The following is a 13,790-nucleotide window of genomic DNA, read 5'->3' as shown; positions in this document are numbered from 1 at the left end:
TCCTCACTCCGACCCGGTCTGCCGCACCTCGTGGACTTCGGCGGAGCGGACGGCGTGGCGGTTCAGGATCTCCAGCGCCATGCGCTCGCGCGCCGCGTCGCCGACGCTGACCCAGAGCAGGATGCCGCCCTTGTCGAGATGCTGGAGCATCGGCTCGTTGCGCTTGTCGGTGATCCATTGCGACAGGAAGGAGCCTGCCGCCCCGCTGCCGACCCCGGCCGCTGCCGCAGCGGCGGCAGCGGCAAGCGCGGTGCCGCCGGTCGCCAGCACGGCGCCGGTCGCGATGATCGCGCCCACATAGGCCGGAAACCCAACGGCGGCGCCCTGGCCGCTGCCGACATCCTCCGGCGACAGGTACGACTGCCGGGGTGCCTCGGGGTCGTGGGCGAGATCGCCGACGTCGCCCGGGACCTGCCCCAGCCGGTCGCGGATCGTCTCGTCGTTGGCCAGCACGCTCAGCTCATGGCGCTGGAAGCCCGCCATCGTCAGGTCGTCCACCGCCGATTGCAGGGCGTCGCGGCTGTCGAAGACCGCCACCGCCTCGCGCACCATGCCGTGGGATTCCGACCCGTCGGTTCCCCCCGTCCAGGCGCTGGAATCGATCGCGGTCGGGTTCTGGTCGCGGCTCTCGATCATGCCTCCACCCCTTCGCTTCGCTGGAAGTCCGAACACTGCGGATCCAACCGGAAACGGCGGTCGAGGTTCCGTCCGGCAGCCGGAGAATGCGTCGGATCAGGAGCGGGCCGCGGCCGGCGGAGCAACCACGCCGCGCGGTTCCGGCATGCCGCCCGGGAACCCGCTCATGAACCACCAGAGGCCGAGCCCGATCAGCACGGCCTTCACCAGCAGGAACAGGGCGATGTGGCGGGCAAGCGGGTTGCGGGGCATGGCAGTTCCACGCATCGGTGCGGCAAGGCCGGTCTGGCAAAAGCGGTTCCATTCTGGCTAGTATCCGGCACCCCCGCTGTCAAGGAAGGACACCCGCCATGAAGCGGCTCCTGCTCGCCACTCTCGTCGCCACCGGCCTGGCCGCCGGCTGCATCACCCCGGCCTCCGCCCAGATCAGCCTGTTCCAGGACACCGGGCTGATGCAGGCGGTCAACGATGGCGACGTCGCCAAGGTGAAGGGCGCCCTGTTGAGGGGGGAGAATCCCAACCAGGCCGACCTCCACGGCAAGACCGCGCTGCTCGCCGCGGTGGACCGCTCCAGCCCGGCGATGGCCTCGCTGCTGCTGGACAGCGGCGCCAACGTCAACCGCGCCGACAAGGCCGGCAATACCCCGCTGCTGGCCGCGGCCGAGAACGGCAATCCCGACATCATCGACCTGCTGCTGAAGAAGGGCGCCAAGGTCGACCAGGAGAACCGCGAGGGCATGACCGCGCTGATGGTCGCCGCCCGCAGCGGCCGCGCCGACGTGGTGGAACGGCTGCTGAAGGCCGGCGCCAAGGTCGACCGCTCCGACTTCACCGGGCGCACCGCGCTGAACTGGGCACAGGAGAGCCGCAACGCCCGCGTCGGCACCCTGCTCCGCCAGGCCGGCGCGCGCTGACATCGGCGCCTGCTGACGCCCGCTCCCTGATCCCAGCCCACCGCCCCCGGAGTCGTCATGTTCGGTTCGGCCTTCGGCGGTCCCGGCCCGCTGCTGCTCCTGCTGCTGGCGCTGGGGATCGACGCGCTGTTCGGCGACTGGCTGGACCGGGTGCTGCCCGACCCGGCGGCGCTGGCGCGGCGGTTCTGCAACGCCGCCGATGCCCGGCTGAACCGGGCGGAACGCGGCGACTCGGCCCGGCTGCTGCGCGGCACGCTGGTCGTGCTGGCGCTGCTGGCGATCGCGGTGGCCACCGGTCTGGCGATCGAGTGGGCCGGCTCGATCGGCCGCGGCTGGATGGTCGAGTTGCTGGCCCTGCTCTGCGGCCTGCGCGGGCGGGCGGCCTGGACACGGGTGCGGGCGGTGCGCCGCGCCCTGGAAAGCGGCGGGGCGGTCGCCGGACAGGCGGCGATCCAGTCGCTGACCCGCCGCCACGTCTATGGCCTGGACGAGCACGGCATCGCCCGCGCTGCGGTGGAGGCCGCGGCCCGTGCCTTCGACCGCAAGCTGGTGGCGCCGGTCTTCGGCTATGCCCTGCTCGGCGTGCCGGGTCTGCTCGTCTGGACCGCGATGGACGGCGCCGACGCGGCGCTCGGCAGCCCGGGGGTCCGCCATGGCCGCTTCGGCCTGACGGCGGCGACGCTGGACGACGCGCTGAACGCCCTGCCGGCCCGGCTGGCCGGGCTGCTGCTGGCGCTGGCCGCCCCCTTCATCGGCACCGCCAAGGCGGCGGGCGCCTTCCGCACGCTGCGCCGCGACGCGCGCAAGCATCCGTCGCTGAACATGGGCTGGCCCATCGCCGCCATGGCCGGCGCGCTTGGCCTTGCATTGGGCGGCCCGCACCGCGACGGCGGCGTCGTCATCACCGAAAGCTGGATCGGTGACGGCCGCGCCCGCGCCACCCCCGCCGACATCGGCCGGGCGCTGGCCCTGACCGCGGTTGCCGCCTTGCAACTGGTCGGGCTGGTGGCGCTGCTGCTGTGGGGCGTGACGGGAGGGTAAGCAAAGTCCCCTTCCAGGCGACAAGGTCGAATCTCGGTTGCAGCGACATCGGCGCACGCCGCCTGACCTTTGCCGGGTTGCGCGACAAGCCCCTACCCTTGCCACTCCATAGCGTTGCATCGCCGGCAAGATTTTTCTCAAAACGGCAAATCACAAGAGAGGGCCGATTCTTTTGGTTGAATGTTTTCCGGTAAATTTCCATGCTCACTGTGCGAGAAAGAGAATCCACCAAAGGTTTTTTTAAAAATCTCGACGCAACCAAGAGGTTTAAAATGAATAACGGCGCATTCGTTATACTGTTGCTGGGATTGGAATCGAATCTCTCTGAAGTTGTCAAATCATCACATGCTCTCCCAGTTCGAGTTCTCGAAGAAAAATTGATACAATTTTCCAACAACATAAAGGACATGACACAGTATACCCACTACAATGGAATAGATATCACACAATACATCGGCATGATAAGATCAATAATGGAAAACCATTCGAAACTTGAAATCGCTATCCACCAAAGGAGAAATACATCGCTAAATAGGGCGCTGAGTTTGCTCGTATTTGCTTTCAATGGATTCTTGGAAATCATCCGGAACATTTCTGGATTTCAGAACCTTCTTTCTCATTCCGCATCAAGCCATATGCCGCAACTTTCTGACTTGAATAAGTTTTCAAGAAGGAGGAACGAAGAAGAAGAGCATTGAAGCAGAAAATCCCTTTATGGCGATCCATTGTAAAGCTCTGCTGCGGCCATTCGTTTTACCTGCCAAGGGAAGTTCCCCACCGCACGAAGGCGAACGGCATTTTGTATACCGGCGGCTTTTGATGACATCCCATCAGAAGCCGCTTCATCAATCGCCAGAACGGGCGTCTTCCCACTCGCTTATCGCGAACACAGGCCGACAACCGCTGCCTTCAGCTGTGTCGGCCGGCCCCCGGCCCGATATCCTCGATCATGTAGAACGGCCCGCGCCGATCGCAGCCGACGCGCAGGATGAAACGGTTCGCCCCGCCGGCCTTGATCGTCCACAGATCGTCACCGTCATCGAACGGTCGCAGTTCCAGCTCGTCAGGAACCGGCACCTCGCCCAGCCGCTTCAGGATGCGGTCGGCGCGGGTGCGGTCGATGGCTGGAAGGCTTTCCGCGGCGCGGGCGTCGAAGCGGTCGCTCTTCACATAGCGGGTGCCGGCGCCCTGCATCGGGCTGGAGGGCCGGCCCGGCTGCAGCCGCGCACGCGCCGCCATCAGGCGCCAGCGTGCCGAGCCGCTGGCCAGGATCGCAGCGGCATGGACGGCGGCAACCCGCTCGATCAGCGGCGGGAACAGCGGCATCAATTCGCGCCGCTTGTAGGCGACGCGGCTCATCAGCTCATGAATCGCGCGCTCCGCCGCAGCGGCGGCCTCCGGCAACCCGACGGTCTCCGCCGCCAGCAGGGCGGGGATGGCACCGAGGGCCGCCCCGGAAACCAGCCCGTCGATCCGTGCCAAGGCATCGGCACCGGCCGCGTCGACGCGGGCAACGGCATCCTCCACCACCGGGCGGGCGCGGTCGAACGCCTCCGCCCGGGGGGCCTCGTCCGCCAGGGCGGCCAGCCACTCGGCGGTGAACAAAGCGCTGTAGGCAAACGGAACGGAGGCCCTCACCCGATCATGCCCAGTGCTTCCGCGCTCAGCCATCCGCCTGCATGCGGGCGACGATGGCCTCCAGCGCCGCTTCCGCCTGATCGTTGGCAACCTGGCAGGTGCCCGCCGCCTGATGCCCGCCGCCGCCATAGTCCAGCATCAGCGGGCCGATGTCGGTCTTCGAGCTGCGGTTCAGGATCGACTTGCCGCAGGCCAGCACGGTGTTCTGCTGCTTCAGCCCCCACAGCACGTGGATCGACACGTTGGTATCCGGGAACAGCGCATAGATCATGAAGCGGTTGCCGGCATAGATCGTCTCCTCCTTGCGGAGGTCGAGCACGACGACGTTGCCGCGGACGGTCGAGCAGCGCTTCAGCTGGTCGACGAACAGTTCGGCATGCTGGGTGTAGAGCTCCACCCGCTCCTTCACGTCGGGCAGATCCAGGATCTGGGCGATGCTGTGGTTCCGGCAATAATCGATCAGGTCCATCATCAGCTGGTAGTTCGACACCCGGAACTCACGGAAGCGGCCGAGCCCGGTGCGCGCATCCATGATGAAGTTCAACAGGGTCCAGCCGGTGGGGTTGAGGATGTCCTCGCGCTCGTAGCGCGCCGAGTCGGCCTGGTCGACCGCCGTCATCATCTCGTCGGAAATGGTCGGGAAGCGTTCCTTCCCGCCATAATAGTCATAGACGACGCGGGCGGCCGATGGCGCCTTGGGGTCGATGATGTGGTTCGGCTTGGTGCCGACGCGCATCGTCTCCGACAGATGATGGTCGAAGACCAGATGGGCGCCGTCGACATAGGGCAGGTTGGTGGTGATGTCGCGGTTGGTGATCTCAACCTTGCCGTCCTGCATGTCCTTGGGATGGACGAACTTGATCTCGTCGAGGATGCCCAGATCCTTCAGCAGGACGGCGCAGACGAGCCCGTCGAAATCGGATCGGGTGACAAGACGGTACTTCACGGCGTCGGACATGCAGAATTCCCCTGGCGGCCATGCTGCCATGGCGGTTGAACGCATGCCGGCAAGGTAATCGCCCAGCCCTCCGGCGCGCAATCCTAATACCAGAGGCCCGTCGGCTGCATCAGCCCCAGGGGCCGCGGCGGTTCTGCGGCATGAAGCCGCCGCCCTGCGATTGCGGCGGGGCGCCCCAGGGCGACCGGCCGTCGCGCGGCCGGGTGAAGCCGCCCCCGGAACCGCTGCCGGAACCGCCACCCCCGAAGCCGCCGGCCGGGGCCGCCATCGCCCGCAGCCGGGCGACCCGCTCGCCCATGTCGGGATGGGTGGAGAACAGGCTGGCGAAATTGGCGCCGCTCAGCGGGTTGGCGATGAACAGATGGGCGGTCGCCGGGTGCGCCTCCGCCTGATGGTTGGGAATATGGGTGGCGGCGTTGTGGATGTTGGTCAGCGCGTCGGCCAGCCAGGTGGGGCGTCCGCAGATCTCGGCGCCGATGCGGTCGGCCTCGAACTCGCGGGTGCGGCTGATCGCCATCTGCACCAGCGTCGCGGCGATCGGCGCCAGGATGGCTGCCAGGACCGTGCCGACCATGCCCAGCGGATTGCCGCCGCGCCCGTCGTTGCTGGAGCCGCCGAAGAACAGGCCGAAATTCGCCAGCATCGACACCGCGCCGGCGATGGTCGCGGTGATGGTCATGATCAGCGTGTCGCGGTTCTTCACGTGGGCCAGCTCATGCGCCATCACGCCGGCGATCTCCTCCGGGGTCAGGCGCTGCAGCAGGCCGGTTGTGGCGGCGACCGCCGCATGCTCCGGGTCGCGGCCGGTGGCGAAGGCGTTGGGCTGGTCGTTCTCGATGATGTAGACCCGCGGCATCGGCAGGCCGGCGCGCTCGGCCAGCCGGGCGACGATGCCGTGGAATTCCGGCGCCGTGTAGGCGTCGACCTCGCGGGCGCCATACATCGACAGCACCATGTCGCCGGAATTCCAATAGCTGAACAGATTCATGCCCAAGGCCACGACGAAGGCGACGATCAGGCCGGTCTTGCCGCCCAGCAGGAAGCCGACCGCCATGAACAGGGCCGTCAGGCCGGCAAGCAGGATGGTGGTCTTCAGATAGCTGGTCATGGTTGCCATATCGGTTCAGGATGGTCCGGCGGGACTTTCCCGCTTCGTCCAAGATATGGGCGTGTTCCGAGCCCCCGTTCAAGATGCCTGCCGTTGCGATGGACCGCATGACCGACCAGACCAGACCCGATCCGACCGTCCCCGCTGCCGCGGCGAAGGACGTGACCGAAAAGACCGAAGCGACCGCCGCCCCCGACGCCACGGAGGCGAAAGGGCCCGAGCAGAAGCCCGGCGAGATCGGCGGCCCCAAGGGGCCGGAGCCGACCCGCTACGGCGACTGGGAGTTCAAGGGCCGCTGTTCGGATTTCTAAAAGGCGCTTCGCTCCCTCACTCAAGCCGCCGGCCGCTCACCGCATCGAACAGATGCAGGGCATCGGCCGGCGGGGCGACGGTCAGGCGGTCGCCGGTCCGGCAGCTCGGCAGGCCGGCCATGCGGACCAGCAGCGTCCCGCCACCGGCCAGCCGGCCGTAGACCACCGTGTCGGCGCCCAGCGCCTCCACCAGTTCCACCTCGATGGCGAAGCCTTCCGCCGCCGCGGCCAGATGCTCCGGCCGGATGCCCAGCTTCACCGGCCGGCCGGCCTCGGTCGGGCGCGCATGCGGCAGGGGCAGGCGCTGGCCGCCGGGCAGCAGCACCGCCTCGCCGCGGTCGTCGATGCGGCCGTCCAGCACGTTCATCGGCGGCGAGCCGATGAAGCCGGCGACGAACAGGCTGGCCGGGCGCTGGTAGACCTCCAGCGGCGTGCCGACCTGTTCGGCGACGCCGTTGTTCATCACCAGGATGCGGTCGGCCAGGGTCATCGCCTCGACCTGATCGTGGGTGACGTAGAGGCTGGTGATGCCCAGCCGGTCCTGCAGCCGCTTGATCTCGACCCGCATCTGCGTGCGCAGCTTGGCGTCCAGGTTGGAAAGAGGCTCGTCGAACAGGAAGGCGGCGGGTTCGCGCACGATGGCGCGGCCCATGGCGACGCGCTGGCGCTGGCCGCCCGACAGCTGGCTCGGCCGGCGGTCGAGGAAGCGGCCAAGCTCCAGGATCTCCGCCGCCTTGTCGACCCGCGCCCGGATCTCCGCCTTCGGCAGCCCGCGGATCTTCAGGCCGTAGGCCATGTTGTCGAAGACCGTCATGTGCGGGTAGAGCGCGTAGTTCTGGAACACCATCGCGATGTCGCGGTCCTTGGGGTCCAGATGGTTGACCACGCGCCCGCCGATGGCGATCTCGCCGCCGGTGATGCCCTCCAGCCCGGCGACCATGCGCAGCAGGGTGGATTTTCCGCAGCCCGACGGGCCGAGCAGGACCAGGAACTCCCCGTCCCGGATCGAGATGCCGATGCCCTTGATCGCCTCGACCGGACCATAGGATTTGCGGACGTTGCGGATGTCTACGGTTGCCATTGTCTGTCTTCTTTCGTCCGCGTCTTACTGTTCGCTGCCCGTCATTTTTCGCTGTCGACCAGCCCCTTGACGAACCAGCGCTGCATCAGCACCACCACCGCCACCGGCGGCAGCATCGCCAGCACGGTGGTCGCCATGATGATGTGCCAGTCGTTGGCCGATTCGCCGGTGCCGATCATCTTGGTGATGCCGGTCACGATGGTTTCCATGTCGCGGCTGCCGGTGACCAGGAGCGGCCAGAGATATTGATTCCAGCCATAGATGAAGAGGATGACGAACAGCGCCGCGATGTTGGTGCGCGACAGCGGCAGCACCACGTCGATGAAGAAGCGCACCGGCCCGGCGCCGTCGATCTTCGCCGCCTCCAGCAGCTCGTCGGGGATGGTGAGGAAGAACTGGCGGAACAGCAGGGTCGCGGTGGCCGAGGCGATCAACGGGATGGTCAGCCCCGCATAGGTGTCGATCAGGCCGAGGTCGGCGACGACCTTGTAGGTCGGGATGATCCGCACCTCCACGGGCAACATCAGCGTGATGAAGATCAGCCAGAAGAAGGCCATGCGCAGCGGAAAGCGGAAGAAGGCCACCGCATAGGCCGACAGGATGGAGATGGCGATCTTCCCCAGCGCGATGCACAGCGCCATCACCAGGCTGTTCAGCATCATGGTGCGCACCGGCGTGTACATGGCGCGCTCGCCCGCCTCCCCCGCCCAGGCCTGGGCGTAGTTGGCCGCCGCCTCGCCGCCCGGCCACAGCGGCAGGCCGCCGCGGCCGATGGTGCCGGAATCCCAGGTCGAGCCGATCAGCGTCACATAGATCGGATAGGCGAAGACCAGCACGCCGAGGACCAGCACGGCGTGCGGCACGAGGTCGATCAACCGGGTCTGCTTCATGCGTAATGGACCTTGCGCTCGACGAAGCGGAACTGCACCGCGGTGAGCGCGATGACGATCACCATCAGGATCACCGATTGGGCCGAGGAGCCGCCGAGGTCGTTGTTGACGACGCCGTCCTGGTAGACGCGGAAGATCAGCGTCTCGGTCGCCTTGCCCGGCCCGCCCTGGGTCAGGGCGTGGATGGTGCCGAAGGTTTCGAAGAAGGCGTAGACCATGTCGACCACCAGCAGGAAGAAGGTGGTCGGCGACAGCAACGGAAAGGTGATGGTGAGGAAGCGCCGCAGCGGCCCGGCACCGTCGATGCTGGCCGCCTCCATCACCGAGCGCGGGATCGCCTGCAGCCCGGCCAGGAAGAAGATGAAGTTGTAGGACACCTGCTTCCAGCTGGCGGCCAGAATGACCATGGACAGCGCCTGCCCGCCGTTCAGCCGGTAGTCCCAGTCGAATCCGAGCGCCCGCAGCCCGCGGCCGAAGGATCCGATGTCGGGATTGAAGATGAACATCCACAGCACGGCGGCCACCGCGGGCGCCAGCGCGTAGGGCCAGATCAGCAGCGTCTTGTAGGCCCCCGCCCCCTTGATCTTCGAATCGGCAAGCACCGCCAGCAGAAGCGCCGTGCCCATCGACAGCACCGTCACCGCGACGCTGAAGATCACCGTGACCTTGAGGGTGTCGATGTAGTTGGGATCGCCCAGCACATGTTCGAAATTCTCGAACCAGACGAATTCGCTGCGGATGCCGAAGGCGTCCTGCAGATGCACCGACTGCCAGACGGCCTGGGCCGCCGGCCAGATGAAGAACACCAGCGTCACCGCCACCTGCGGCGCCAGCAGCAGGTAGGGCAACAGCCGGTTGTCGAAGGTCACGCGACGCTGCAAGGGAAGGTCTTTCGCCGGATATGCGTGACGTTCGGGGCTCCCCTCCCCAGTTGGGGAGAGGGGAGCCCCGAAGGCGGTTCAGCCGATCAGCCCTTGTTGGCCCGCTCGAAGTTGCGCAGCACCGTGTTGCCGCGCTTGATCGAGACATCCAAGGCCTGGCGGGCGTCCTGCTGGCCCTGGAAGGCCTTCTCGAGCTCCTCCTGGATGATGTTGCGGATTTCCGGCAGGTTGCCCAGCCGCAGGCCCATGCTGTTCTCGGTGGTCGGGGTGCGGGTCAGCTGGGCGGCGGGCACGTCGGCACCCGGATTCTTCCCGTAATAGCCCTGCGCCTTGGCGATCTCGATGCCCTTGAGCGTCACCGGGACATAGCCGGTGTCCATGTGCCACTTGGCATCCACCTCCGGCTTGGCGAGGTAGGTGAAGAACTGCGACACAGCCTTGTATTCGGCCTCGTTGCGCTTGGGCGAGGTCATCACCCAGAAGGCGGCGCCGCCGATGATGCCGTTCTTCGGGTCGCCCTTGGCGAATTCCGGCCAGTAGGGCAGCGGCGCGGCACCCCAGGCGAAGGTCCCCTCCTTCAGGATGCGGCTGCGCAGGGAGGACGACCCCTGGATCATCGCGCATTCGCCCGACGGGAACAGGGCGTCCGCCTTGTTGTCGCGGCCGCCATACTTGAACAGCCCGTCCTTCTGCATGTCGATCAGCGTCTGCACATGCTTGACATACAGCGGCGCGTCGATCTTCAGCTCGGCGTTCAGCCCGCCATAGCCGTTGGCCTGGGTGGCGAAGGGCGTGTCGTGGATGGCGCCCAGCTGTTCGAGCTGCACCCAGGTCGGCCAAGCGGTGGTGAACGGGCAGCTGGACCCCGACGCCTTCAGCTTCTTCGCCGCCTCGATCAGGTCCGGCCAGGTCGCCGGCGGCGTGTTGGGGTCGAGGCCGGCCTTCTGGAAAGCGTCCTTGTTGTAGAACATGATCGCGGTGGAGCTGTTGAACGGCAGCGCCATCATCTTGCCGTCCTTGGACGAATAGTAGCCCTTGACCGCCGGAATGTAGGCGGCAGGGTCGAAGGACGCACCCGTCTCCTGCATCAGCTGGTAGACCGGCTTCACCGCCGGGCCGGCGGCCATCATGGTGGCGGTGCCGACCTCGAACATCTGCACGATGTGCGGCGCGTTGCCGGCGCGGAAGGCGGCGATGGCCGCCTGCATCGTCTCCGGATAGCTGCCCTTGTAGGAGGGGTTGACCTGGACCGCCGACTGGCTGTCGTTGAAGTCCTTGACGATCTGCTCCAGCTGGCCGCCCAGCGGCTGCGGCAGCCCGTGCCAGAACTCGACCACCGTCTTCTGCTGGGCCGAAGCCGTGCCCGGCAGGGCGGCGGCGAACAGCAGCGCGGTGGCGGTGGCGGCGCCCGTCAGAAGGGCAAGCTTGCGGCGGCTCAACATGCGGTGGGTCTCCCTGTCCCGGTATGGTGCGCGGTTGTCATGAGGGCAACGGGTTGCCGTCCCGCGACGCTTTCGTGAAGATTTGGTGGCACGCGCAAAAGGCGCCCTGCGGACATGCGCAAAAACGCGGAATGTCCGGATGGTATCTTAAGAAATTGTTTGGTTGCTCTAAGCGTCACACTGGGCGCGCATAGGTCCGTCTGTCAAGGCGCGGTTCCGCGCTTTCGCGGTGTGAAAAACTTATCGCAGGCAGACGGCGTCCGGCTGGCATCCGGCCAGCAGCTCGCCGCCCAGGCTGCGGCTCAACAGGCTGCGCAGGGCGTCGGGGTCGCATGGCTTGTGGATCAGGGGGAAGCCGCTGCGGCCGACGCTGCGCAGCCGGTCAGGATCGGTATCGCCGGTGACGATGATGCCGGGCACCCGCCGGCCGCACCGCGCCCGCACGGACTGGATGGCGTCGATCCCGGTTTCCGGCCCCGAAAGCCGCAGGTCGGACAGCACGAGGTCGGGGGCCGTCGCGGCGCTGTCGAGCCCGGCGCAGGCCTCGTCGATACCGCGGGCGGGAATGACCGCATAGCCCCAGCCGCGGAGCAGCAGGCCGATCCCCTCCAGCTGCATGGCGTCATCCTCGATCACCAGCACGGTTCCGGCCCGGGCCGGAGCGGAGGACGCCGACATGCCGCCGCCGGCCGCCCCGCACTCCCGGTCCTCATCCCCGTCGCCCGGCCCGTCTCCGGCACGGTCGGCCAATGGCAGCTCCACCGCGAAGACGGAGCCTTTGCCAAGCGCCGACCGCACCGTCACCGGATGCCCCAGCACCTGCGCCAGCCGCCGCACGATGGCGAGCCCCAGCCCCAGCCCGTGCTTGCGGTCGCGCCCGGGATTGCCGAGCTGGTGGAAGTCCTCGAAGATCGCCGCATGCTGGGACGGATCGATGCCGACGCCGGTGTCCCGCACCTCGATCCGCAGAGTGCCGCCGCGCCGCCGCGCCGCCAGCAGGATGCCGCCCTGAAGCGTATAGCGCAGGGCATTGGACAGGATCGGCCGCAGCAGCCGTTCCATCAGCGCGGGATCGCTGGTGACCTCGGCATCGAGCGGATGGACGTTGAAGCGCAGGCCCTTGGCCTCCGCCTCCTGCCCGAATTCCTCCAGCATCCTGGCGAGGAGTTCATCGACCGGAAAGGTCTGCGGGGTGGCGGTCACCAGACCGGCCTCCAGCGCCGACACCTCCAGCAGGGCACGCAGCAGCGTCTCGCCGCCGACGATGGCCTGCTCCAGCTTGTTCGCCAGTTCGATGTCGGTCGGGTCGGTCAGCCGGCCGATCAGCAGATGGTGGAACAGGTGCATCGCCTGGAAGGGCTGGCGCAGATCGTGGCTGGCGGCCGACAGGAACTTGCCCTTGGCGGTGCGGGCGCGCTCGGCATCGGCGCGCGCCTGTGCCACCTCGGCCCGGGCCTGGGCCAGGGCAGCGGCGGCGGCACCTGCATCGCCGACCAGCGCCACCGCGCAGACCCGGCCGTCGGCGTCACGCACCGGAGTCAGCGTCGCAGCGCCGGCAAGGCCATCCAAGCCCAGGCCATCGATGGTGGCCGTCACCGCGGTCTCCATCACCCGGTGCCGCAGCCGGTCGATCTCCCGCGCGGCATCGGCAGGCAGTCCGGCTTCGGCGAGCGTGCGTCCCTCCACGGTCTCGGGCGCAAGGCCCAAACCAGCCGCGAAGGCCCGGTTGGCCGCAAGCACCCGCCCGTCGCCACCCAGCAACGCATGTGGAGCGCCATTCGCCGACAGCAGGGCATCCAACCAATCCTCGCGTGTCGGCATTTGTTCTTGGATGGGGGGCATGGGCGTGCACTCGGCAAGACTGCGGGAAGACTATCGGAACGGGTAGGCGGAGACTGCCGCGTTACCACTGCTTTATCTTGTGCTCCCATCGAACGTGTCAAATGTGACCTCAGTCGACCCTATAGCCCCACTTCGTTCGAAGGCCCTATTTCTTAAAGCCGAGGCGGCGCTTCGACAAAGGTCTATGGATGTTTCCGCATCAGGGGAAGGATGCTTTCGCATCCGGGGCGGAGGACGCTTTCGCATCCGGCGGCCCCCGCGCTATAAGACGCCATGGTGCAGCGCCGTCCCTCCCCCCTTCGCCGCCGCAAGCGGTCCGCCGCCCGGCCGCCCCAGCCGCCGCGGGCGCTGGAGATCTCCGGCCTGCCGATGCCGCTGGAACTGCGCGAGAGTGCGCGCGCCACCCGGATGACCCTGCGGGTCGACGCCGGCCGCGGACTGGTCCAGGTGGTGGTGCCGGTCGGCGTGTCGGAAAGCGATGCCCGCCAGTTCGTCGGCCGGCATGACGGCTGGCTGCGGGCGCGTCTGGCGGCGATGCCGCCCTCGCTGCCCTTCGCCGACGGGGCCGGCGTGCCCTATCTGGGGGTCGAGCATGTCATCCGCCACGACCCTGCCCTGCGCGGCCCCACCCGCATCGAGGAGGGCGCCCTGCTGGTCGGCGGCCAGCCGGAGCATGTCGCCCGCCGCGTCCGCGACTTCCTGGTCGCCGAGGCCAGACGCGAACTGTCCGCCCGGGCCCGCGCCAAGGCGGAGGCGATCGGCGCGCGCGTCGCCGCCGTCACCATCCGCGACACCAAGAGCCGGTGGGGAAGCTGTTCGTCGACCGGCCGGCTGTCCTTCTCCTGGCGCCTGATCCTGACGCCGGAACCGGTGCTGGACTATGTCGTCGGGCATGAGGTGGCGCACCTGCGCGAGATGAACCATTCCGCGCGCTTCTGGGCGCTGTGCGCCAGCCTGACCGCCGGCCTGGACGTCCAGTTGCCACGAGCCTGGCTGAAGGCGAACGGAACCCGGTTGCTGCGCTACGGCTGACCGGTGGGCGATCCCC

General features: G+C 67.6%; 14 protein-coding genes. 4 read left to right on the top strand and 10 right to left on the bottom strand.

The window, feature by feature from the left end; genetic code table 11:
- Positions 1-3: 3 nt before the first annotated feature.
- Together ABMY26_RS17075 and ABMY26_RS17070 are read right to left on the bottom strand one after the other, a co-directional pair.
- On the bottom strand, positions 4-636 hold the full coding sequence (locus ABMY26_RS17075) for a hypothetical protein (protein ID WP_372398398.1): 633 nt from the start codon (positions 634-636) through the stop codon (positions 4-6).
- A gap of 96 nt (positions 637-732) precedes the next feature.
- On the bottom strand, positions 733-888 hold the full coding sequence (locus tag ABMY26_RS17070; RefSeq protein ID WP_372398397.1) for a hypothetical protein: 156 nt from the start codon (positions 886-888) through the stop codon (positions 733-735).
- Positions 889-986: 98 nt separating this feature from the next.
- On the opposite strand from ABMY26_RS17070, the gene ABMY26_RS17065 reads away from it, so the two are divergent.
- Both ABMY26_RS17065 and ABMY26_RS17060 read left to right on the top strand, forming a co-directional pair.
- Positions 987-1,550 carry an ankyrin repeat domain-containing protein gene (locus ABMY26_RS17065; protein ID WP_372398396.1) on the top strand — a complete coding sequence of 188 codons (564 nt, stop codon included), beginning with the start codon at positions 987-989 and terminating at the stop codon, positions 1,548-1,550.
- A gap of 57 nt (positions 1,551-1,607) precedes the next feature.
- Entirely contained in the window at positions 1,608-2,591 is a 984-nt protein-coding gene (locus ABMY26_RS17060; protein ID WP_372398395.1) for a CobD/CbiB family cobalamin biosynthesis protein, read from the top strand.
- Between the two features lie 909 nt (positions 2,592-3,500).
- On the opposite strand, the gene ABMY26_RS17055 is transcribed toward ABMY26_RS17060, so the two are convergent.
- The 3 genes from ABMY26_RS17055 to htpX all read right to left on the bottom strand — a co-directional run bounded on the left by ABMY26_RS17055 (position 3,501) and on the right by htpX (position 6,295).
- Positions 3,501-4,229: a hypothetical protein gene (locus ABMY26_RS17055; protein WP_372398394.1), complete on the bottom strand. Its 729-nt coding sequence runs from the start codon at positions 4,227-4,229 to the stop codon at positions 3,501-3,503.
- 25 nt (positions 4,230-4,254) lie between these two features.
- A complete protein-coding gene (locus ABMY26_RS17050) occupies positions 4,255-5,187 on the bottom strand; it encodes an exopolyphosphatase (RefSeq protein WP_372398393.1) in 933 nt (310 codons plus the stop codon).
- Positions 5,188-5,296: 109 nt separating this feature from the next.
- The gene (htpX, locus tag ABMY26_RS17045; protein WP_372398392.1) at positions 5,297-6,295 is read right to left on the bottom strand and encodes a zinc metalloprotease HtpX; all 999 of its coding nucleotides are present in this window, start codon (positions 6,293-6,295) and stop codon (positions 5,297-5,299) included.
- Positions 6,296-6,393: 98 nt separating this feature from the next.
- On the opposite strand from htpX, the gene ABMY26_RS17040 reads away from it, so the two are divergent.
- Positions 6,394-6,606, top strand: coding sequence for a DUF1674 domain-containing protein (locus ABMY26_RS17040; protein WP_372398391.1), 213 nt, complete (start codon positions 6,394-6,396; stop codon positions 6,604-6,606).
- Between the two features lie 16 nt (positions 6,607-6,622).
- Here the strand turns inward: ABMY26_RS17040 and ABMY26_RS17035 are convergent, their stop codons facing one another.
- The 5 genes from ABMY26_RS17035 to ABMY26_RS17015 all read right to left on the bottom strand — a co-directional run bounded on the left by ABMY26_RS17035 (position 6,623) and on the right by ABMY26_RS17015 (position 12,742).
- A complete protein-coding gene (locus tag ABMY26_RS17035; protein ID WP_372398390.1) occupies positions 6,623-7,687 on the bottom strand; it encodes a sn-glycerol-3-phosphate import ATP-binding protein UgpC in 1,065 nt (354 codons plus the stop codon).
- A 41-nt stretch (positions 7,688-7,728) separates the two neighbouring features.
- Positions 7,729-8,577, bottom strand: coding sequence for a sn-glycerol-3-phosphate ABC transporter permease UgpE (ugpE, locus tag ABMY26_RS17030; protein WP_372398389.1), 849 nt, complete (start codon positions 8,575-8,577; stop codon positions 7,729-7,731).
- Positions 8,574-9,458 (bottom strand): sn-glycerol-3-phosphate ABC transporter permease UgpA, encoded by an 885-nt coding sequence (gene ugpA, locus ABMY26_RS17025; protein ID WP_372398388.1) that lies wholly within the window; start codon positions 9,456-9,458, stop codon positions 8,574-8,576. The genes ugpE and ugpA overlap by 4 nt, the downstream gene beginning before the upstream one ends.
- Before the next feature lie 86 nt (positions 9,459-9,544).
- The gene (ugpB, locus tag ABMY26_RS17020; protein WP_372398387.1) at positions 9,545-10,900 is read right to left on the bottom strand and encodes a sn-glycerol-3-phosphate ABC transporter substrate-binding protein UgpB; all 1,356 of its coding nucleotides are present in this window, start codon (positions 10,898-10,900) and stop codon (positions 9,545-9,547) included.
- 240 nt (positions 10,901-11,140) lie between these two features.
- Positions 11,141-12,742: an ATP-binding protein gene (locus ABMY26_RS17015; RefSeq protein WP_372398386.1), complete on the bottom strand. Its 1,602-nt coding sequence runs from the start codon at positions 12,740-12,742 to the stop codon at positions 11,141-11,143.
- Positions 12,743-13,015: 273 nt separating this feature from the next.
- Here ABMY26_RS17015 and ABMY26_RS17010 point away from each other — a divergent pair, with 273 nt between their 5' ends.
- Entirely contained in the window at positions 13,016-13,774 is a 759-nt protein-coding gene (locus ABMY26_RS17010; RefSeq protein WP_372398385.1) for a M48 family metallopeptidase, read from the top strand.
- The last annotated feature ends 16 nt before the right edge of the window (positions 13,775-13,790 follow it).

It is taken from the genome of Azospirillum sp. HJ39 (genome assembly GCF_041507355.1).
Lineage (GTDB): Bacteria > Pseudomonadota > Alphaproteobacteria > Azospirillales > Azospirillaceae > Azospirillum > Azospirillum thiophilum.
The sequence above is the reverse complement of the archived record's forward strand: the minus strand, read 5'-3'. Positions and strand labels throughout refer to the sequence as shown.

Bases quoted from the DNA above. Each gene is read 5' to 3' on its own strand.
- ABMY26_RS17075 (WP_372398398.1), bottom strand. From the start codon at position 636: ATGATCGAGAGCCGCGACCAGAACCCGACCGCGATCGATTCCAGCGCC.
- ABMY26_RS17070 (WP_372398397.1), bottom strand. From the start codon at position 888: ATGCCCCGCAACCCGCTTGCCCGCCACATCGCCCTGTTCCTGCTGGTG.
- ABMY26_RS17065 (WP_372398396.1), top strand. From the start codon at position 987: ATGAAGCGGCTCCTGCTCGCCACTCTCGTCGCCACCGGCCTGGCCGCC.
- ABMY26_RS17060 (WP_372398395.1), top strand. From the start codon at position 1,608: ATGTTCGGTTCGGCCTTCGGCGGTCCCGGCCCGCTGCTGCTCCTGCTG.
- ABMY26_RS17050 (WP_372398393.1), bottom strand. From the start codon at position 5,187: ATGTCCGACGCCGTGAAGTACCGTCTTGTCACCCGATCCGATTTCGAC.
- htpX (WP_372398392.1), bottom strand. From the start codon at position 6,295: ATGACCAGCTATCTGAAGACCACCATCCTGCTTGCCGGCCTGACGGCC.
- ABMY26_RS17040 (WP_372398391.1), top strand. From the start codon at position 6,394: ATGGACCGCATGACCGACCAGACCAGACCCGATCCGACCGTCCCCGCT.
- ABMY26_RS17035 (WP_372398390.1), bottom strand. From the start codon at position 7,687: ATGGCAACCGTAGACATCCGCAACGTCCGCAAATCCTATGGTCCGGTC.
- ugpE (WP_372398389.1), bottom strand. From the start codon at position 8,577: ATGAAGCAGACCCGGTTGATCGACCTCGTGCCGCACGCCGTGCTGGTC.
- ugpB (WP_372398387.1), bottom strand. From the start codon at position 10,900: ATGTTGAGCCGCCGCAAGCTTGCCCTTCTGACGGGCGCCGCCACCGCC.
- ABMY26_RS17015 (WP_372398386.1), bottom strand. From the start codon at position 12,742: ATGCCCCCCATCCAAGAACAAATGCCGACACGCGAGGATTGGTTGGAT.
- ABMY26_RS17010 (WP_372398385.1), top strand. From the start codon at position 13,016: ATGGTGCAGCGCCGTCCCTCCCCCCTTCGCCGCCGCAAGCGGTCCGCC.